Below are 20,790 nucleotides of genomic sequence, written 5' to 3' on the forward strand. Positions count from 1 at the left end.
GAGAGGATGCCAGCCATGACGCATTTCAGCGGATCCCCCCAATCGGCCAAGGAGGAGTGGCGCAGATATTGGCCGGTGGTGCTGGGCGGCGCGATGGGCTATTCCTGCATAGGTCTTCAGACTTTCTGCTTCGGCCCGTTCGTGGGTGCGATCGAGCAGGAATTTGGCTGGTCGCGCGCGCAGACCATGTCCGGTTTTACGGTCATGTCAGGGGCGGCGATACTGTTCAACCTGCTGGGCGGGCTCGCGGTCGATCGCTTCGGTGCGCGGCCCGTCGCCCTTTTCGGCCAGTTGCTGCTGTGTTTGTCCTTCGCACTGCTGTCCCAGGCGGACGGAAGCATGGGCAACTGGATTGCGCTTTGGGCGCTGGTGGCACTGGCTGTTGGAATGATGCAGGGTCCGGTATGGACCAGAAGCATCGCCGCCCTGTTCGACAAAGGGAGAGGGCTGGCCATTGCCGCCGTGCTCAGCGGTTCATCCCTGACGGCGGCCCTCGCGCCGCTCATCGCGACGGCACTGATCGAAGCCTTTCAATGGCGCGCGGCGTTGATCGGTACAGCCGCCATCTGGCTCGGCCTTACGCTGCCCTTCTCGGTCAGCCTCTTTGCCCGGCCGACCGGCCCGGCGCGATCCGCAGCTGCGCCGATGGGCATGGATCCGGCCTCTTCCCTCCCCGGCGTGACAGCGCGGGAAGCCATGCGCCAGCCGGCCTATTGGCTGATCGTCGGCGGCATGTTCAGTTTCATACTATATACGATGGCGCTCGCGCCCAATCTGGTTCCCCTTCTGATGAGCAAGAATATCAGCCTTGGGGCAGCGGCGCAGATCGCGGCGCTTGTCGGCATCGTCGGCCTGGTTGCCCGACTTTCGGTCGGGCATCTGCTCGACATCTTCCCCACCCATATCGTCGCGACCCTCATCTTCCTGTTGCCCCTGTTCGGCCTGGGGTTGATGATGCAACACGATCCCGGCGTTGGCGTGCTTGTGATCGCGACGGCCATTTTCGGGGCTACCGTCGGCGCGGAGAATGACGTCGTCATCTATCTGGTGTCGAAATATTTCGGCATGCGCAGCTTTGGCGCACTGCTTGGCGGCATCAATTCGATCGCCGCGGTCGCCGCGACGATGGGGCCGATCGGCGCCGGCTGGATATACGACCGGACCGGCACTTACGACATGATGTTGCTGGTCCTGGGGGGGGTCATGGGTCTGGGCGCGCTTGGCATGTTCGCGCTGGGCAGGCTGCAGCCGCCGGTACCCGTTCCAACCATGTAGGGCATTTCCACATCGCGTCCCGCTCGGCGAGGAACACCGCGACCCGAACGTCCGGGCGGCGAATGCGACAGACGCAAAAAAACCGGGCGATGCAATCGCATCGCCCGGTGGTCTTGTTGATCAGAACTTGACTGACAGCGTCGCGCCATAGGTGCGCGGATCGCCCCACTTGCAAGCGGCGTAGCCGATGCTGTTGAGGTTATTGCTGCAGTAAAGCTTGTAATAATTGTTCGTGATGTTCGATCCCCACAGGGCAAGAGAGAAGTTCGATTCGAAAAGTTGATCGAACGACAGGCGCGCGCCAAGCGTATCGAAAGCAGGCGTTCCGAAAATACCCTGCACCGCCAGCCCCTTGGTTTTCGTGCGGTGGAAGTAATTCACGCTCAAACGCGTCTTGGCAAAGCTTTCGGGGATGAAGTCGGCCTCATACGTCCCAGAGAGCGTCAGCGTCTGGCGTGGAACACCCGCGAATTCCTTGCCCGAAAGGTCCACCCCACCCGCGAAGTTGATGGGATTGGCCGCGTTGACCGGATTGGCAGGGTCGGTAGGCTGAGGCACGATAGAACCACTGCCATAGCGGCCAACCTGATAGGAATAGCCGGCATTCAACTCAAGCTGCGGGACCGGCTTGATCGAACCTTCCACTTCGATGCCTTTGATCGTGGCCTTGCCGACATTGAGGAGGATGAGTTCGGTGAACACGCCGCCACCAGAGCAGCCTACGTTGTCGTTGGTGCAGAATTGAAGGATATCCGACGTCTGGATATCGCGATATTTGCCGATAAATCCGGCAATGTTCAGACGATAGGGAACGCTGCCCAGGCGCCCCTGATGTTTGAGCCCCAATTCGAAGTCCGTAATCTTCTCCGGTCCGAACATGCTGAATTCAAGAACTCGGGTCGTCGGGTTCGGGCCGCCTGCCTTGAAGCCCCGGCGCGAGGCGAAATACAGGAGTGTGTCGGGCGTCGCTTGATATTCCAGCGATCCTGTCCAGGTTACAGCCTTATAGGTCCGATGGTTCGTCAAAGAGCATTCAGCGCCATTGTTCACGCCGACAGCATTGCCGAAAGTGCCGTTCAGTTCGTTGCATTGTCCTTGCGGGAACGCAGGATTCCACGACTGCACTGTCTCCGTAGACGTAGAGTAGAAACCTTCCCCCCGCATCTCTTTCTTGTCGCGGGTATAACGCGCGCCCAGCGTCAGGCGCAGGCCGTCCAGCCCGACACCACTGAAATCATAGGTGCCCTGAGCAAACGCAGCCATCGATTCGGTCGAATCCCGCATCGCTCCATGCTTCTCAAAGGCCGGACCGTAGAAAGATGCGGGGCCGACGACGAAGGATGAATTGACGTTATACTGATGCTTGACATGGGCATAGTACAAGCCGGTAATCAGATTGAGATTACCCCATCTTCCGATGACCTGGAACTCATCAGAAAATGTTTTATACTGATTTCGATAATATGTGTCGTTGTTCGTAGCCTGACCTGTCACAAACCCTGGAGGCGCGCCGAACAACGTACCGAAGTCGAAAGTCATTCCGGTAATTCCCGAAGGATCCTGAAAGTCCAGAGCCTCCTCATAGCGGGCGCCGATGATGTTCTTCAGCGTGACCGCGTCACTCAGTTCGAAGCTGGTGGTATTGGCGATCCCATAGACTTCGGAACGTGCCCCGAAGCCTGTCAGGGCAGGATAACGCGCATTGGTGAGCGTTTTACCAATGCCCGTGAAGGCGACCGAGCGGAATGGATTGCCTTGGCGCACCAAAAGACCGTTGGCCGTGTCCACAAGAGGAGTGCTGCCACCAAGGGCGCTTTGCTGCGTCACCGCCTGCTGCGTGACGCTGCGGAAGAAATTATTTGCGAGCGGCGCAGCCTCGATCAAGGACGGCGTGGGTATTTCGTCTTTGTGAATATAGTCGAATGTCGTGAGGTTTTCAAAACGATCGCCCGGTTTCACCAGAAGGGAGACACGGAAACTTTCGTTGTTTCGGTCGTTGAGATCCTTGCCACCCGGACGCAGATTCTTGAAGAATCCATCCTGCCTCTCGATTCGCCCGGCGATGCGGAGCGCCGCCACTTCGTCGATTAGGGGAATGTTGCCCATCACGGTGCCCTGGACGCGATTGTAATTGCCCATTTCCAGGTCAAAACGCGCTTCAGGATCGAATTTGGGCCGGGCGGTGGTGAAGACCATGGCGCCACCCATCGAATTCTTGCCGAAGAGCGTCCCCTGGGGACCCTTTAGCGCCTGAACATTTTCAAGGTCATAGAGAGACAGACCGCGCGTACTTTGCGCAACGCCGTTGACATATGTCACGACGTTCTCATCGGTATAGAGAACCTGACGCTGTCCGCGAATGATGAATTCGGGCAGGCTTGGATTGTTATTGCTGGGCTTGATCTGCAGATTGGGGACACTGAACTGAAGATCGTTCACTGCAACCACGTTTCGGCGTTCCATGGACGCCGCCGTCAATGTCGTCACGGCGACCGGAATTTTCTGTTGATTTTCCTCGACCCGGCGTGCCGTCACGATGATATCTTCAAGATTGCTGGCCTGGTTGCCCGACTGCGCCTGCGCGATAGTCGACGACCCAGCCATTGCAATCGCAATACACGCAGCGGAGACGGTGTAGTGGAATGCGGGTTTTACGGCCCTCATATTCATCCTCCCATTTCTACCTCTCCATGACCCCGGAGATGGTGCAACGAATCTACCACCGGCGTTCGCCATAATTTTAGGCCGAACGGACTAGAGAGGGTTCCATCTGGTCGAATCAGATTGCCGTCATTGATTTTTTGCGTGAATTCCTGACCGAAGACAGCTTCCGATCGAATGGATTCGCTCTGGTCCGCATATAAATGGTTTGAACGGCACCCCCAGCCATGGCTTTCCACAGGGCGGCTGTCCGGCCAGTCCGCCGCGACGCGCGTGAGCGTCCGGTCTTAGCGAAAGCAAGTTCATGCTCCATGAGGATTGCATCATGCTGACTGGATGAAGCTTCGCATATCAATATATTCGGGAAGTCACCTGATGGAGGCAAGCAAAGCGATGGAGGGCAACCCAGAACAGCGGATGGGCTCCGCGCCGACCTGGCCGATGATCGCTGCATGCTTGCTTCTGGCCGCATCACTGCCGCTGTTCTGGCCAGGCATCGCCGCATATGACACTATCGTCCAGTATCGCGAGATACTGAGCCAAAGCTACACCGACTGGCATCCGCCGGTGATGGCGCGGCTCTGGTCCCTGTTCGCTTTCGCCGGGCCTAGCGCCGCGGTTCTGCTGGTCATCCAGATGGCGGCATATTGGATCGGACTGGGATTGACAGGACAGGCGGTCGGCAACAACCGCAAGGCTGCGGCGCTGCTGGCCGTCGGTGCGTCGCCACTGCTGCTCGGCTGGCTCGCGGTCGTGATCAAGGACAGCCAGCTTGCAGGTGCGTTGACCTTGGCCACCGGCATTGTCAGCGCTTATCGATTGCGCGGCAGGCCCGTTCCCCTTACCGCCTCGACGATCGCCATTGTCTGCCTGGTCTATGCCACGCTGGTCCGCGCGAACGGCGCCTTTTCCACAATACCCATCGCGATGCTGCTCTTGCCCCGGCCGCGCAATGACCTTGCATGGATCGCGGCCATGATCGTGGCGATCCCGGCCGCGCTGCTTCTGTCCCAGCCGGTCAATCATGTCCTGCTTGGCGCGCGCGACAGCGGCGTGCGCAGCAGCCAGCCGATATATGACCTTGCCGCGATAGCCGTCCGGACGGACGACCCGTCCTTCGGCCTTCCGCGTCCGTCCATCTGGGTGCTGCAGGCGCATCATTGCGTCAAGCCGCTGTTCTGGGATCCTCTCGACGAAAATGCCACATGCGCCGCCGCCATCCGTCCCTGGAGCCACGCATCGCTCGGCCAGCTCTTCCGCCAATTTTCCAGAGCGCTGGCGACACATCCCGCCGCCTATGCTGCCCATCGGCTCGCGCATCTGAATTCGACCGAGCGCTGGCTCGTGCCATTGCACTGGCCCCTGGCAGCGCCGCCGATGCGATCGGAACCCAATGATCTGGGTTTCGCCGACCCCTCGCCCATTGCGATGCAATGGCAGAAGGCCGCAGGATGGATGACGGACGTTCCCCTGGCGTGGCCGATCCTCTGGACCGTGGCTGCCATTTGGGGATTGTGGAACGCCTGGCATCGACCGGCGGATGCGCGGCGCGACCTTGCAACGGCGCTGTTCCTCTCCGCGCTCTTTCAGGAGGCGAGCTTCGTCCTGATCAGCATTTCGTCCGACCTGCGCTATCACCTCTGGGTCATGCTGGCGACGGCGCTGGGGTGGATCATCCTTTGGCAGCCGGGGAAAGCCCTGCACGCAAGGAGGCTGGCTTTGCTGACGATGGCATTTCTTCTCGTCTCGGGCGCCATGGCGCGCGCCACCCTGCCATCGCCGCCGACGCACTATCACGACCTCATGAACTGACGTCCCAAGCACTTTCGACCGCTGTTCAGAAGGCGGCAGGTCAGGCCGGTTGCCGTTCGCGCTCTATCCACAGCAGTGAGAGAGGCAAGAGCAGCAGCATGAACAAGGTTGCGGAGATGATGCCGCCGACGATGACGCACGCAAAGGGACGCTGCGTCTCGGACCCTATCCCCGTCGACAGCGCCGCCGGCAGCAGGCCCAGCCCCGCCATCAGGGCCGTCATCAATATCGGCCGCAGGCGGTCGATCGCACCCTCCACCACGGCCTTGCCAAAGGCGTCGCCATTTTCAAATCTGTGGGTAATATGCTCCAGCATCACCACGCCATTCTGGACGGAGATGCCGGCGACAGCGATGAATCCGACAGCCGCGGATACCGACATATGAAGGCCTGCGAGCGCGAGCGCCGCAACGCCCCCGATGGCGGTGAAAGGAACCATCGCAAGGATCAGCAGGGCCGATCGCACCGAACGGAACGCTCCGAAAAGCAGGATGAAGATGCCAAAGAGCGCGATGGGAACGATCATTTCCAGCCGCTTCATGGCGCGCTGCTGATTTTCGAACTGGCCGCCCCAAACCATCCGGTAGCCGGCGGGCAGCTTCACCTGCTCGGCCACCGCCTTTTGTGCATCCGCCACGAAGCCGCCCTGGTCGCGACCGTCGACATTCGCCTTCACCGCGACGTTGCGACTGCCATTTTCGCGGCTGATGCGGGACGCGCCCATTTCAACGCTGATATGCGCAACCCCGCCCAGCGAGATGGTGCCGCCCGCCGGCAGCGGAATTTGCAGCTGGGCGACATCGTCGATCGCATTGCGCTGGTCCGCCGCAAAGCGCACGACAATGTCGAAATTCCGGTCACCTTCATAGGCTGAGCCGACCGTCGCACCGCCGAACGCCGTCGCGATCGCCTTGTTGGCATCATCGGAATTCAGGCCGTACCGGGCCATGGCATCCCGATCCAGCACGGCGCGCACTTCGGTCTGGCCGCCGATCTTCACGGCATCGACATCCGAAGCGCCCGGCACGGCCGCAACCACGCGCGCTGTCTTTTCGCCAAGCGCTTCCAGGATGTTGAGGTCGGTGCCGATGATCTTGATGGAGATTTCGCCCTTCACGCCGGACAGGCTTTCCTCGACACTGTCCTCGATCACCTGGCTGAAATTGGTCGGCACGCCGGGTATGGCGGCGATCTTCCTGCGCATGTCGTCCTCCAGCGCCGCCTTGGTCGGGAATTGCGGACGCCATGTGTTCCGTGGCTTGAGGTCGATCAGCATCTGCATGCTGGACGGCCCCTTGGGGTCGGTACCGTCGTCAGGGCGCCCGGTTTCCGAACCTACATGGGCGACTTCAGGATAGGACAGCATGATCCCGCGAATGCGCGCTTCCACCTTGCGGGTGGTGTCCATCGATGCCGACGGGGTCAATTGCACGGTCAGCCAGATATTGCCTTCATCAAGCTTGGGCAGGAATTCCGAACCCAGACGGGGCACCAGCGCGACCGTGATGAGCAGCACCAGCGCGGAGGCGCCGAACAGAACCTTCGTGCGCGGCTGCGACCGGGTGATGATCCGCCGATAGCCATCCTTCAGCCGGTCCATCCACGCAATGTGCTTTTCAGCCATGTCGTAGCGTTCCACCAGGAAACCGAGCACGGCGGGCAGAAAGGACAGGGTGAGCACCAATGCGGCGCCCAGCGCGAAGGACAGCGTCAGCGCCACCGGCGAGAACATCTTTCCTTCCACCCGCTGGAAGGTGAAGATGGGTACAAAGGCCATGATGATGATGGCCTTTGAAAAAAGGATCGGCCGCGCCAGGCTGGTGACCGTATTGCGCAACACCTGCTTGCGACGGATCTTGTCGGGCTGGGTACCCTGATGTTTCGCTGCCTCCAGCGCCAGTGCGACCATCAGCGCTTCGACCAGCACCACGGCGGAGTCGATGATGATGCCGAAATCGACCGCCCCCATGGAGATCAGATTGGCCGGCACATTGGCAAAGCTGAGCCCGGAAAAGGCAGCGAGCAGCGCCAGCGGAATGATCGCCGCGACGACGAGCGCGGCGCGCCAGTTGCGCAGGAAGGCGAGCAGCAGCACCGTCACGAGCGTCGCGCCGACGACCAGGTTTTCTGCGACCGTCTCGACCGTGCGGTCCAGCAGCTTCGTGCGCTGATAGGTCGCCCTGATCTGGATCGGTTCATGCCCCGTTCGCTGGGCGTCAAGGCGGAACTGCGCGTTCAGCCTGTCCACCGCCTCGCGGACGCCGGCGACGACCACAGCGGCATTCTGGCCCTTTACCATGGTGACGATGCCTTCACTCACATCGTCCTTGTGGTCATAGGCGACCATGCCGCTTCGTTCGGGCGTGCCGATCTTCACGTCACCCAGGTCTCGAACGCGCACGGTATTGCCGTTCTGCGCCTTGACCACGGTGTTCCCGACATCGTCTATGCCCTGATAAAGGCCGATGCCGCGCACCACGACAACCTCGTCGCCGCGCGGAATGACGCCGCCGCCGACGTTGGAATTGGCGTTGCCCACCGCCGACTGGATGTCGGCGACCGTAACGCCATAGCGTTTGAGCAGATCCGGACGGATCAGGATCTGATATTGCTTGATGCTGCCGCCAAAGCTGGTGACGTCCGCGACACCTGGCACCATGCGAAGCGCCGGACGCACCACGAAGTCCTGGATCGCGCGCGCTTCGTACAGCGGCATGTCCTTGGGCTTGTCGAGAACATAGCGATAGACTTCGCCGACCGCGGTGGAAAGGGGCGCCAGGCTGGGCACGACGCCGTCCGGAAGATCGGCGTCGCGCAGCTTTTCAAGCACCTGGGATCGAGCGAAATAATCGTCGGTCCCGTCGTTGAAGATCAGCGTGACGACGGAGAGGCCGGTGATCGAGACCGAACGGATGTCATTGACCCCTGGCGTCCCGGCCAGCGCACGCTCGATCGGCAGCGATATGGAGCGCTCGACCTCCTCCGGCGCCTGCCCCGGCCGCTGGCTGATGACGACCACCTGGACGTCCTGCACGTCCGGAAAGGCCTCGATCGGCAGCGTCGTCACGGCGCTGCCGCCAACGATGATCAGAGCGACCACCATCATGATCACGAATATCCGCTTCTCCACGACGAAGCGGGCCAGACGTTCCAGCATCGATTCAGTCCCCGGAGAGCTGTGCGTTCAGCAGCAAGGCGCCCTCGCCCACGATGCGATCGCCGTTGCGCAGGCCGGCGGTCACATAAGAATAGGCGTCGCCGCGCTCGCCCACCTCTACCGCCACGCGTCGGAAGCGGCCCCCACCTTCGGCACGGAAGACATAGTTTTTCATCCCTGATTCGAAGATCGCGGCATTGGGCACCTTGATCGCGCGACGGCCGTCATCCGTCGTCAGACGCGCCCGGGCGTACATTTCGGGTTTCAGCGCAAGGTCGGGATTGTCCGCTTCCGCGCGTACCTGGACGCGGCGGGTGGCGGGATCGACCGCGAGACCGATCTGGGTGACGGTTCCGCTGAAGTGGCGGTCGGGATAGGCCGGAACATCGAATTCGATCCGTTCGCCAACACGCACGCGGCCGACGGAATCTTCGGGCACATCGACATTGACCCAGAGATGACGCGGATCGGACACCGTGTAGAGCGGGCTCTGCCCGGCTGAAATCTGCTGCCCAGGGTTGATCTGCCGATCAATGACATATCCGCCGACCGAGCTTGTGAGCGGTAAGGCATCGCCGCTCCCGCCGCCCAGATTGCGCAGCCGCAGGCTGGCGCGCTCCAACTCGGCGGATGCGGAGGCAGCATCGGCCTCGGCCGCATCGACGTCGCGGCGAGCTATGGCGCCGCCCGCGAAGAGCATCCGCGAACGTTCCATTTCCCGCGCCTTCAGATTGCGCTGCGCCTGCGCCGTCAGCAGGTCTGCGCGCGACTGGCCGACGTCGGGCGCATCGAGATAGGCGAGCGGCTGGCCCGCCCGAACGGCCTGGCCGATATCCGCCAGCACCCGTGTCACGCGACCCGCCACGGGCGCGCCGACGCGACTGGTGCGCGCTTCATCCAGGACGATGCGGGCATTGAGATCGGCGGAAACGGGCAAAGGACCGCTCGACGCCGTTACCAGTTGCAGCGAATCCAGTTCTGGCGAACCCGGCGCATAGCTGATCATGTCCGGCGATTTTTTCGGCGCCTTGGGTGGCGGCGCATCGGCGGCGCCACAGGCTGCAAGCAGCATCAGCACAGCCAGCGAGGCGCCGGAGCGCAGAGGAAAACTCCTCGTCATATCAGCGATCGTCTCCGGTAGTTTCAGCGGCGCTTAGCCGCGCAATGGCGTTGGCCACATCAGATTGCGCATCGATCGCGCCCAGTTCCACGGCGCGCAGCGAACGGCGGGCGTCCAACAGTTCCATCAACGATGTGGCGCCGTGGCCATAGGCGAACTCAGCCACCTCCGCCGCCCTGCGGGCTGCGGGAAGCTGCGTTGTGTCGAACGCGCGCTGGCGATCGACGGCTTCCTGGAGCGCCTGTCGCGCAATCAGGATGTCGGCCGTGGCGACCGAGATCGCCTTGCGTTCCTCAGCTTCCGCCTGGACCAGCGCGGTCTCGGCAGCCTCTCCCTCTCCGATATAGCGATTCCGGACGGGGATGGGCAGGGACACGCCCAGACCAACCGAGTCACCGACGCCCAGGGCACCGCTGGCGCGTTCATACTGGACCCCCACCGTCACATCGGGATGGCGCAGCGCGCGCGCGCCATCGACATCACGCCTCGCCGCCATGGTCCTGGCCTGCGCCGCGAGAACATCCGGCCGACGCAGAGCGATCAGATCGGCCGCCTGTTCATTCATGCCGCCGGGCGCGGGCCAGTCGCCGGTCGTCGCCAGCATGTCCGATTGCACCTCTCGCCCAATCAGCGTTCCCAGCGCGAGTTGCGCGGCATGCCATTGGGTGACGCTCTGCGCCGCGTCGGTGCGGGCGCGGGCGGCCTCCACCGTCTGCCGGGCGAGATCCCCGCTGGAGAGAGCCCCGACGTGCTGCTGCTTGCCTGCAATGGCGAGGCTGTCGGCATAGCTGCTGGCTATGGTCTGCAATATCCGGACGCGGTCTTCGGCCGCCTTGAGGTCGAAATAGGCGTCATACACGGCCTCGCGCATGTCACGGCGCGCACTGACCAGATCATCCTGCGCCGCGTCGATCAGCGCGTTGGCCGCCGCCGTTCGCGCGCGCCGCTTGCCCCCCCGCTCAAGCGGAAGGTCGACGCGGGCCACTGTGTCGGCCAGCCGATCATAAGGAACAACCCCGATTTGCGACGGCCTGATCTGCGTAGAATTGACGCTGAACGCCGGATTGGGCGACGTATCGGCCATGCGGAGGTTCGCCTGCGCGGTTTTCAGCGCAAGACGGGCACGGATGACGTCGATATTCGCCTCGTCCGCCAGGGTCAGGGCGGCATCCAGGCTGATGGGCGCGGCGGCTGTCTCTGCTTGCGCGGGAACAGCCGCAATCGCCGGAAGCGGATGCAGAATCGCTGCGCAAAACAGGCATGCCGCCAGGCTCGCGAACCGCGAGCCTGGCGCAACGTTGGAAAACGGCATTGGCGGCTGAACATTCCCTGAAGATGGACCTGGCCCGTCTATCAGAAGGGAGGCGCGCCGCAAGATTGTCTATCAATCTAAATTAAATTTAATATAGGCGTAATTCGTCATTTTTGGCATATTTATGACAATGGAGGAGGTGAGTATTTGATGTTATGATATTATCTCTTATCAATATCTGAAGTTGACATGCATATATTGTAATAATCTCTTCAACATCTTCCGACAACTTTGCAAGACAAGCATTTGACGATGGAGCGCGCCCCGGACCAGGGCAATCCATGCCAGCATGTCGGCTTCACACCCCCCGATACAATTGATATGGACCATCATGCCCCGGCGTAAGGATATATGGAGATGCGGGATACTCGCCCGCCCGTTGGAACATGTTCTGGCGACCGGCGCGATGGACGGGCCGGTCACCTGGCTTGCCGAGGAACCGTCCTTCCAGTTTCTGGCCGACCCTTTCGGCTTGCGCGACGAAGAGGGGCGGTTGCATCTGTTCGTTGAGCAATATGATTATCGTTCCCGGCACGGAACAATAGAAAGGCTGCTTTTCGATGAACATATGCAGCTTGTGGATCGCAACCCCTGCCTCAGCGAACCTTGGCATCTCTCCTATCCACAAGTCTTTGCCGCAGACGGCGCCGTCTGGATGCTGCCCGAAGCGCACCGGTCGGGAGCCCTGACGCTTTATCGCGATCATGGCGGTCTTCTGGACTGGCGGCCCGAATGCCGCATCGAACTGGATTGCGTGCCCGTCGACGCCACCATCCTCCGGCGGGACGGACGCTGGTACCTGTTCTATTCACCAGCGACGACCAGAACCACGAAGCTGGCCCATCTTCATGTCGCCTGGGCGGACAGGCTGTGCGGCCCATGGATTCCCCACCCGGCCAATCCCGTGCGGATCGACCTCCGTTCCTCCCGTCCGGGCGGGACCGCTGTCACGCTCGGCGACAGGATCATGCTGCCGGTGCAGGATTGCGCCGCCACCTATGGCGGCGCAATCAGGCCCCTGTGGATCAATCGCCTGGATGAGCGGCAGTTCGAGGCGGAGGCCGGCGATGCCCTGATACCCCCCGCCGACGTCGGCGACTACAGCCAGGGCATGCACAGCCTGACGGCATGCGGCGACATCACCCTGTTCGACGTCAAGCGGATCGACGCATCGCTGCAGGGCCTGGCGCTGGACGTCCAGCGTCAACTGGGACGATTTCGTTCAGGATCGCGCCGCCCGTAGCCGCAAACTGCGCCCAGGAAAAGCGATCCAGCATGTCGGCCCGCGCGGCCTGCCCCATCGCATGCAGCCTTTCCGGCTGCGACAGCATGGTCTGGAGCGCCCGCGCCAGGGCGTCGGCATCGCCGGGCGGAACGATCAGTCCGGTCACATCCTGGCGGATGGAATAGGGCAGTTCCCCCACCGACGACGCCAGGACAGGAAGGCCCGCCGTCAATGCCTCATGCGCGGCGATGCAGAATCCCTCCGACCGGGAGGGTTGCACATAAGCATGCAGGTTCGAAAGAAAGGCGTGCGGCTGATCAACGAAACCCGGAAAGGCGATGGTGTCGAGCGCCGCGCTCGCTGCCATGGCCTCAAGTCTTTGCCGTTCCGCGCCCTCGCCTCCAATCACGAACTGGACGGGAGTAGCGGGGGTGAAGCCGCCAGCCTTCAACCGGGCCAGCGCAGCGATCAGCAGGTCATAGCCTTTAACTGGATGCAGGCGGCCAAGGCTGCCGATGCGAAGCCATTCGCCCGGCTGCCACGGCCGCGCCTCGACCATTGCCGGATCGGCCGCGAAGATAGGCCAGCATCTCAGGCGCTCCAGCGGAACCCCGAGCCGTTCCGCGGTCAGGTCCGTCACGGACCGGGAATCCCCTACCCACAACGTCGCGCGCCGCGACAGCAGCCGCATGAGGCGCCGGTTCCAGGGCTTGAGGAAGGCCGCATGCTGCCAGCAGATCACCGGCAGGCCCATGGACGGACCAAGGATCAGGCTGAGGATCGTCGCGCGGCTCAACGACGACCAGATATGGGTCGCGCCCCAGGCCCGCAGTTCGCGCCGAAGCCAGAGCGCGGCGGCGACATGGTCCGTCAGGCCGCCCTCGCGCACGGCGGGATCCAGCCCCGCCGCCGCCATGGCGGGAAGGCCCCGGCGATCCCGGGGGGTAAGCGCAAACAGGCGCACCTGCGCTCCGCCATCGCGGAGCACGCGGGCTATGGCGGGAACGGGCTGGCTTGCCCCTCCCCCCTCCACGGAGTTGATGACATAGGCGATCCGCGGGCGGCTCAATGAAGCTGGCTCCGCCGCCACACCAGGCCTGAAAGCAGGGCGCTGGACAGCAGCGCCTGCCCCACCGCCTGCAAACCGGCGCCCATCAGGCCAGCTTCGCTCAGCAACCATGGCAGTATCGGAAGAAAGATCATGCTGGCGAACAGGTTGGCGCTCATCGACAGGGCGGGATATCCCATAGCGGACAGGGCCGAGCTGCACGGCGGCCCAATGACCGCGATCATGCGCGCGGCGATCAGCACGACCATGATGCCGCCCGCCGCCTTGAACGCCGTCCCGCCCAGCAGCGTGATGATCGGCGTCGGGAAGAGTGCGGCGATCAGGACGACGGGCGCCGCCGCGGCCAGGGCGATACCCACGACCCGGACCAATGTCCTGCGCAACGGAGCGCCGCCTTCGCCCGCCGCCACCATGCGCGCCAGTTCGGCATAGGCGGTGTTACCCAATATCTGCGCGGGTTGGGCGATGATCACGGTGGCGCGCTGGGCGATGGCGAACAGCCCGGCCATGGCCGGTCCAAGCACCCAGCCGACGATCAGCGGCGCTATGCGGCCGGCCAGTTCGTTCAGCGTGACATCCGCATTGCTGGCGACCAGGAAGCGCCAGATGCCGGGATTGTCGGTCCTCGCGCTGCCGCTTTCGGGACGATGCAGGACGGGCCCCAGATGGCGGCGCGCGCACCACCACCCCATACCCCAGAGCACCGCGAATTCAGCCAGCGCGGCGATCAGCCATGCGACCAGAAAGCCGGCGATGCCCCATCCCGTCAATAGCGCCAGCAGCGCGCCGGCCAGTCGGATCGTCGGCTGAACCACATTATGCACCCCGATAAGGTCGAAACGGCCTATCAGTTGCAGATAGCCGGCAGGTACCGAACGCACCGATCCCAGCACAGCGAAACTATAGGGAATGGCGAAGGCGACCGTCTGGGGTGGCCAGCCAAGATGCGGCCCGACGAACGGGGCCAATATCATCGCCACCAGGATCGCTGCGGCACCCCCGGCGAGTTCGACCGTGGTGCCGAACCGCAGAAGCCTGGCGAGCCGATGGGGCGAATTGTCCGCCGTCGCCTCCGCGCCATAGCGAATGATCGCCTGCCAGGCAGGAAATTCGACGATACCGCAAACCGCCGTCACATAAGCATGGACCAGCACCAATATGCCATAGTCGCGCGGCCCGAGGGCGCGGGCCGCGATGACGAGGTAAATCAGGCTGATGACACCCGCGCCCGCCTTTCCGCCGAGCACAAGTCCCAATCCCTTGAATATGCGCCCTGCAATTCCAACGCGTTCCGTCATGCCGATGGCGAAGCCCAATCCTTGTTCCGCAAGGCGACGCCCATGCTGTTGCGGGCGGCAAGGCGGCGCCCCAGGAAATGATAGAAATACCAGTCTAGCGCCCTGCCGGGCAAATAGCGATAGAGCAATCGCTCTGCCCTGGTCCAGCTTACGGCATCGCGTGATACGCGCCGTTCCGAGGGGAAACAGACATGGTCGGGATGGTAGACCACGCGGCCATGGCGCATGATGCGATGGACGATCTCATGATCCTCCAGCACATAGGGCCAGCGCGCTGCGTCGAAGCCGCCGCCGGCGCGCAGCGCCGCGGTGCGGAAGGCCTGCGCATAGCCGCCGGCATGGCATTTGATCGCAAAGCGCCGGCCCTTGCGCAGGATGAAGGCGATGCGGCGCTGCGAACGCATATCCTCTGCCGGCGCATAAAGGTCGATCGCCATCACCGCCGCGGCGCCGTCATGATGGCCGAACAGGGCGATGATGCGCCTTACATAATCGGACGGGTAAATGGTGTCCGCGTCGCAGGTGGCGACCAGCGGCGTATCGACCTGCGCCAGACCGGCCGCCAGCGCATTGATTTTCCCCGGTGTGGGGCAGGAGAGAATTCTCGCGCGGTCGCCCAGAGCCGCGATATGGATGGCCGCTTCGGCCGCGCCTCCATCCGTCGAACCGTTGTCGATCAGCAGCAGCAGGAAGCGCTCGTCATTCTGCGCGACAAGGCTGTCGATCGTGCGGCCGATCCATCCCTGTTCATTGAAGAAGGGAAGGATGATGGTCAGCAGCGCCGTCACGCCGCGCGAACGGCCGAAAGGGGATCACGACCGGTGCTTTGGCGCTCTGCCAGCATGGCGATCACCTCCGCCGCCCTTTCGGACGAGGGACGGCCATTCAGGTCGAAGCTCTCGGCGAACAGCCTTTCCTGTACGGCGCGGTATCTTTCGTGGTGCAGAGCGTCCGCGCGGTCGAGCGCGGAACTCAGCGCTGCGGGATCGGAAATGACTTCACCGGCTTGCCAATGGGCGAAGTTGGGATTCCCTTCCCATTGGATTGCGTGGCTGTTCAGGAAGATGCAAGGGCGCGGACGAAGCAGGAATTCATAGATCTGGCTGCTCGCATCACCCAGGTAGATGTCGGCAGCGGTCGTGTAGCTCATGTCCGTGGACGCGCGGCTGCCCAGGTCGATGTGGATGTTGTCCCCGTGCAGATAGCGGTTTTCGATCACGCCCGCCCGGCTGATCGTCAGCCTGTCGATGGTGACCACGAACGGCCGTTGAAACAGCATGACATGGGGCGCGAACAGCAGGGCCCGATCGTCATGGCGCTGGAAATGGTCAAGCACCTGCCGCCCATGCCTGTACCAGGACGAAAGGTGCGGCGAGGGATGCGGATTGTAGAGCACGGTCGGCCGATCGCGCTCCACATGATAGCTGCGTCCAGCCTGGCGGATCATGTCGAACTTGGGATAGCCGACGATGCTGATGGCGTCCGGATCAACCTGCGCTTCGGTTATCAATCGGCGGCGGATCTTCTCGCCCGAACAAAGGACATGGTCAAAGCGCGCGCTGGCCTTGTCGAAACCAATGGCCCGGTCACCCGCACCGTGGCGGGTATGCACGATGAACAGATTGTCCAGGCGATAGCGCGACCTGAGCAGCAGCGATGTTTTTTCCGCGACGACCAGAATATCAAGGCTGCGGAAGAAATCGAGATTGTCGCGATAAACCAGCAATTTGGAGGCCGGGACGACATGTTCCAGCAGCCGGCTGATCCTGGCCGTAGAGGGGGAGAGCGAAAGTTCCACATGCTGGATTTTCGAATCCAGCCATTCCCCGGCCAGTCGCCTGACTTCGGCGGCCAGTTGACCGTTGGTGGTGGCGACCATGATTTCGCCTGCAAAGCCCCCCTTTGCCAGCGCGATGGCAATGGGCAGGCTGTGGGCGATCTGATGAATCTGATCGTGGTTGAACAGAAATCCTATGCGCATTTGCCTGTGACGCCGCCGCCACCAGCATACCGCAGCCCGGATTCCCGAAAGCTGCAAAAAAATTCCGGGTCAGCAATCCTGGCCGTCCAGAAAGGCGATGAGATCGGAGGCAAACGCCTCCGGCGCTTCCATCGCGGCGAAGTGCCCGCCGGCAGTCATTTCCGTCCAGCGCACGATATTATAGCGCCGTGCGGCGAGCGATCGGTCGGCCAACGGGTAAAATTCGCCTGGAAAACGCGCAATCGCGGTCGGCACTTCGACCCGCCCTTCCTTGCCCTGTTCATGGGACGAGCCGTGATACATCCAGATCGATGAAATCACCGAGTCCGTGACAAGATAGGTCATCATGTTGGTGATCAGCTGATCGGTCTGGAAACCGTTCGCTCCCGTGCTCCGCCAGTCGCTCCATCCATGAAATTTTTCCAGGGTCCAGGCCGCCCAACCGAGGGGATTGTCGTGCAGTGCGAGCGCCAGTGTCTGCGGCTTCGTCCCCTGCTGATGCAGATAGCCCGATTCGGGATAGGTGAGCGATGCGAGCTGTTGCCAATAGGCTTGCAGTTCCGGATCGGCCGATGTTCCGGGACCGTCGGGCAGGTAGAAGTTGAGGTGGAGAGCGGCAACGGCATCGGCATGCCAGATGCCTAGCTGCGTCGCGACCAGCGATCCGAAATCGCCGCCCTGCACATGGAAGTGGGGATATCCCAGAACATCCACCATCAGCCTGCGCATCAGCGCGGCCATGGCCTTTTCCCCCAAGGGACGAGGCGGCTTGCCGGACCATCCGAAGCCGGGAATGGAGGGCACGACGAGCGGATAGCCCGCATCCAGAAGAAGGGGGATGACAGCCTGAAACTCGACGATCGAACCCGGCCAGCCATGCATCAGCAGAATGGGCAGTCGTCCGGCCTCGCCGCCGGGTGCGGGAATATGATAGAAATGCAGCAGCACGCCATCCACCTCGGCCAGCGCCTGCGGCCAGCGATTCAGCATCGCTTCCTGCGCCCGCCAGTCATAATCGTTGCGCCAATGATCGACAAAGGCGCAAAGACTGGAAGCGTCGGTGCCATAGCGCCAGTCCCTGTCGTCCTGTGGCGCATAGCCGATGCGGCTGTCGGCGAGCTTGCGGTCGATCCGGTCGAGCGTGGACTGCTCCACATCGATGACAAAGGGGCGAGGGGTCGTCATCCGTCCTGCCCCATGCTTCGGAAGGCCGGCACAATGGGGGTGGCAATCGAAAAGCCGCCGTCCATCACGAGGACATGGCCGGTCAGGAAAGCGGCGGCGGGCGACAGGAGAAAGGTGATCGCCTTAGCAATTCCGTCAGCAGTCCCAAGCTCCGCCGTCATATGATGATGCCGCAGCATGTCCAGCATTGCCGGATCAAATGCCGTCTGTGCCGCCGGCGTCATCACCAGTCCGGGCGCGATGCAATTGCTCCTGATGCCCTGCTTGCCATATTGCACCGCGATCGATCGCGACAGGCCGAGCAGGCCCGCCTTTGCAGTGCCGTAACAGGTCCTGGTATCTTCCCCGCGCAAGCCGCCAACCGACGCGACATGGACGAAGGCGCCGCCGCCGCGATTGATCATCGAGGGTATGGCAGCGCGCGCCAACAGCGCTGGCCCGATCAGATTGACCGCCAGCAACTCCTGCCATAATGCCGCGTCTATATCCGCGACCTGTTCATCCCGTCCGTCCGTCCGCACGGCGTTGTTGACGACAAGGTCGATGCCGCCCTCATCATCGATGACCTCTCCCGCCAGGGCCGCGATGCTGACGGGATCGCCCATGTCGACTGGCCTGACGACGCAATCCAGGCCATCCCGGCGCAGCGAGGCCTGCGCACCGAGACTTCCCGGTTCGTCGATATCCGCCATCCAGACCCGAGCGCCGGATGCCGCCAGGCTTCGGACCGTCGCGAAACCTATGCCGGAGGCGCCCCCCGTCACGATCGCGACCTGGCCATCCAGTCTTGTGTCCATTCCGCACCCTTCTTCAGCCTGGAGAGACGACTCCGCCAGCCATCGGCCCAAGGGCGCAGCGAAGCGCAGATGGCGGAAGCTCAGGTTCCGCCATCATCGCAGCTTGTTCAGGCCGCGATGCGATCGCTCGCATCGAGGAAGCGGGCAGCCAGTTCGCCGGTCAGTTCCCCGTCCCGCTGCGCCAGGACGCCATTGACGAAGGTGTAGCGGAAGCCGCCCACCGGTCGGCGGAACCGCGCCTTGCCGCCCGGAACATCCTGCACCTTCTTCTCGACATCCCAGTGCAGCTTGTCGAGGTCGAAGACGGCGATGTCGGCTATCGCGCCTTCCGTGATGACGCCGCGGTCCTTCAGTCCAAGGATGAGCGCCTGATCGCGCGACATGCGCTTCACGGCATTTTCCAGCGTCATGTCGGGGCGATCACGCACGTGGCGGGTGAGAACGAGCGTGGTGTCGCCCGCGCCGTCGAACATCCCGATATGCGCACCGGCATCGCTCGCGCTGATGATGCTTTCGTCCGCCGCCAGCAACTCGCCGACGATGCGCTCGTCCGTATTGGTGAAGGGATAGACGAACTCGGGTTCGAAATCATTTTCGAGCACCCAGTCAGCCAGAATGTCGGACGGATGACCTTCGCGCTCGTCCAGGACGACGTCGAACGTCTTGCCGATATAATTCTCATATTCCGCTTTCCCGACCTTGACGATGCGGAAGCCGCGGATCATGCCGCCGCTCGGGAAGCCTTCCTTCACTGAATCCCAGTCCGCGCGCGCCTGCGCCCGCCATTCGGGATCGGCCAGGCGCCGCCGCTTTTCCTCGATCGCCATGCCCGGCTGCACCACGGCATTCCAGCTGGGCACATAGATGAAGACCATCGCCTGGTGGAAGTTCACCAGCAGTTCGATCGATCGTGGCGAAGCCAGGAAATGGAAGTTGGCGCCCTTCGCCCGCTCTTCCCTGGCCATCTTCATCAACCGGGGATGGTAATCGGGGTCGTCCGGGCGCTGATAGATGCCGTTGGACAGCACCGGCACGCCGCCATGCTTGATCGAATAACCGCAATATTCCCGCAGGTCCTTCTCCTGCTGATCCAGGCTCCCCATGTCCGGGATCACCTGGAACACGCCCTTGTACTTTTGCGCGATGCCGAAGATGCCAGCCAGTTCGCTGTTGTCCGCATGGAAGCTGGGCACCAGATCGCCCTCAGGATTGCGGTCGAACCGCGAACTGGAAATGCCGAAGGCGCCTGCCGCCATGGCGGAATCGAAATTGGCGGTGATCCGCCCGATCTCTTCGTCGTTCGAGGCGCGCGTCCAGGCATCCTGTCCCAGTTCGAAGGTGCGCAGCAGCGAGTGGCTGACCAGGGACGCGACATTGACGCCGAACCGGCGGCTCCGCATCTCGGCGGCATATTCTTCAAAATTTTCCCAGGTCCAGGGAATTTCCTGTTCGAACGTGTCCTTCGGCAGATCCTCGATATAGCTGAAGAGCGTGGCGAGATCGGACACGCTTTCCTTGCGCACCGGGGCGAGGCCGAGCGAGCAGTTGCCGATCAGGACGGTCGTCACGCCATGCTGCAGGATCGGATCGCACGACGGATCCCAGAACAGCGAACCGTCATAATGGGTGTGTGTGTCGATAAAGCCGGGGCTGACATAACAGCCCGAGGCGTCGTACACCTCGGATGCGCCCGCCGCCAGATCGGGCCCGACCTCGACAATGCGGCCGTCCGCCAAGCGAACGTCCGCCGCGAATGCAGGCGCACCCGTGCCATCGATGACCTGACCGCCCTTGATCAGGACACTCCCCACATTCTTCGACACCTTCATCTCCTTCAGTCGCAACCATCAAGCTATCATGCCGGTTTATCCCCATGGATCGCGCAGCCAACGTCCCAC

At 62.5% G+C, this 20,790-nt stretch carries 14 protein-coding genes; 3 read left to right on the forward strand and 11 right to left on the reverse strand.

Annotated features, from left to right (window positions below; translation table 11 throughout):
• Positions 1-15 precede the first annotated feature (15 nt).
• Positions 16-1,275, forward strand: a complete 1,260-nt coding sequence (locus MRBLMA1_RS09680) for an MFS transporter (RefSeq protein WP_363736414.1) — start codon at positions 16-18, stop codon at positions 1,273-1,275.
• Between the two features lie 120 nt (positions 1,276-1,395).
• Here the strand turns inward: MRBLMA1_RS09680 and MRBLMA1_RS09685 are convergent, their stop codons facing one another.
• Positions 1,396-3,939: a TonB-dependent receptor gene (locus tag MRBLMA1_RS09685; RefSeq protein WP_363736415.1), complete on the reverse strand. Its 2,544-nt coding sequence runs from the start codon at positions 3,937-3,939 to the stop codon at positions 1,396-1,398.
• A 372-nt stretch (positions 3,940-4,311) separates the two neighbouring features.
• Here MRBLMA1_RS09685 and MRBLMA1_RS09690 point away from each other — a divergent pair, with 372 nt between their 5' ends.
• Complete coding sequence (locus tag MRBLMA1_RS09690) at positions 4,312-5,748, forward strand: hypothetical protein (protein ID WP_363736416.1); 1,437 nt, start codon at positions 4,312-4,314, stop codon at positions 5,746-5,748.
• A gap of 40 nt (positions 5,749-5,788) precedes the next feature.
• Here the strand turns inward: MRBLMA1_RS09690 and MRBLMA1_RS09695 are convergent, their stop codons facing one another.
• Genes MRBLMA1_RS09695 through MRBLMA1_RS09705 form a run of 3 tightly spaced genes read right to left on the reverse strand, consistent with a single transcriptional unit; the run spans position 5,789 to position 11,337 of the window.
• Positions 5,789-8,905, reverse strand: coding sequence for an efflux RND transporter permease subunit (locus MRBLMA1_RS09695; protein WP_363736417.1), 3,117 nt, complete (start codon positions 8,903-8,905; stop codon positions 5,789-5,791).
• Positions 8,906-8,909: 4 nt separating this feature from the next.
• Complete coding sequence (locus MRBLMA1_RS09700) at positions 8,910-10,025, reverse strand: efflux RND transporter periplasmic adaptor subunit (RefSeq protein ID WP_363736418.1); 1,116 nt, start codon at positions 10,023-10,025, stop codon at positions 8,910-8,912.
• A 1-nt stretch (position 10,026) separates the two neighbouring features.
• On the reverse strand, positions 10,027-11,337 hold the full coding sequence (locus tag MRBLMA1_RS09705) for a TolC family protein (RefSeq protein WP_363736419.1): 1,311 nt from the start codon (positions 11,335-11,337) through the stop codon (positions 10,027-10,029).
• Positions 11,338-11,668: 331 nt separating this feature from the next.
• Here MRBLMA1_RS09705 and MRBLMA1_RS09710 point away from each other — a divergent pair, with 331 nt between their 5' ends.
• Positions 11,669-12,580, forward strand: a complete 912-nt coding sequence (locus MRBLMA1_RS09710; RefSeq protein WP_363736420.1) for a glucosamine inositolphosphorylceramide transferase family protein — start codon at positions 11,669-11,671, stop codon at positions 12,578-12,580.
• On the opposite strand, the gene MRBLMA1_RS09715 is transcribed toward MRBLMA1_RS09710, so the two are convergent.
• The 7 genes from MRBLMA1_RS09715 to MRBLMA1_RS09745 form a co-directional block, all read right to left on the reverse strand.
• On the reverse strand, positions 12,492-13,631 hold the full coding sequence (locus MRBLMA1_RS09715) for a glycosyltransferase family 4 protein (RefSeq protein ID WP_363736421.1): 1,140 nt from the start codon (positions 13,629-13,631) through the stop codon (positions 12,492-12,494). The two genes, MRBLMA1_RS09710 and MRBLMA1_RS09715, sit on opposite strands and share 89 nt — an antisense overlap.
• On the reverse strand, positions 13,628-14,929 hold the full coding sequence (locus MRBLMA1_RS09720; protein WP_363736423.1) for a lipopolysaccharide biosynthesis protein: 1,302 nt from the start codon (positions 14,927-14,929) through the stop codon (positions 13,628-13,630). The genes MRBLMA1_RS09715 and MRBLMA1_RS09720 overlap by 4 nt, the downstream gene beginning before the upstream one ends.
• The gene (locus MRBLMA1_RS09725) at positions 14,926-15,717 is read right to left on the reverse strand and encodes a glycosyltransferase family 2 protein (RefSeq protein WP_363736425.1); all 792 of its coding nucleotides are present in this window, start codon (positions 15,715-15,717) and stop codon (positions 14,926-14,928) included. The genes MRBLMA1_RS09720 and MRBLMA1_RS09725 overlap by 4 nt, the downstream gene beginning before the upstream one ends.
• Complete coding sequence (locus MRBLMA1_RS09730) at positions 15,714-16,910, reverse strand: hypothetical protein (RefSeq protein ID WP_363736427.1); 1,197 nt, start codon at positions 16,908-16,910, stop codon at positions 15,714-15,716. The genes MRBLMA1_RS09725 and MRBLMA1_RS09730 overlap by 4 nt, the downstream gene beginning before the upstream one ends.
• 69 nt (positions 16,911-16,979) lie before the next feature.
• Positions 16,980-18,095 carry an epoxide hydrolase family protein gene (locus tag MRBLMA1_RS09735; RefSeq protein ID WP_363736429.1) on the reverse strand — a complete coding sequence of 372 codons (1,116 nt, stop codon included), beginning with the start codon at positions 18,093-18,095 and terminating at the stop codon, positions 16,980-16,982.
• Positions 18,092-18,892: an SDR family NAD(P)-dependent oxidoreductase gene (locus MRBLMA1_RS09740; RefSeq protein ID WP_363736431.1), complete on the reverse strand. Its 801-nt coding sequence runs from the start codon at positions 18,890-18,892 to the stop codon at positions 18,092-18,094. Before MRBLMA1_RS09740 ends, MRBLMA1_RS09735 begins: the two co-directional genes overlap by 4 nt.
• Positions 18,893-18,999: 107 nt before the next feature.
• Entirely contained in the window at positions 19,000-20,715 is a 1,716-nt protein-coding gene (locus MRBLMA1_RS09745; protein ID WP_363736432.1) for an N-acyl-D-amino-acid deacylase family protein, read from the reverse strand.
• Positions 20,716-20,790: the final 75 nt, after the last annotated feature.

Origin of the sequence: Sphingobium sp. LMA1-1-1.1 (assembly GCF_040676365.1) — a bacterium.
Classification (GTDB): Bacteria; Pseudomonadota; Alphaproteobacteria; order Sphingomonadales; family Sphingomonadaceae; genus Sphingobium.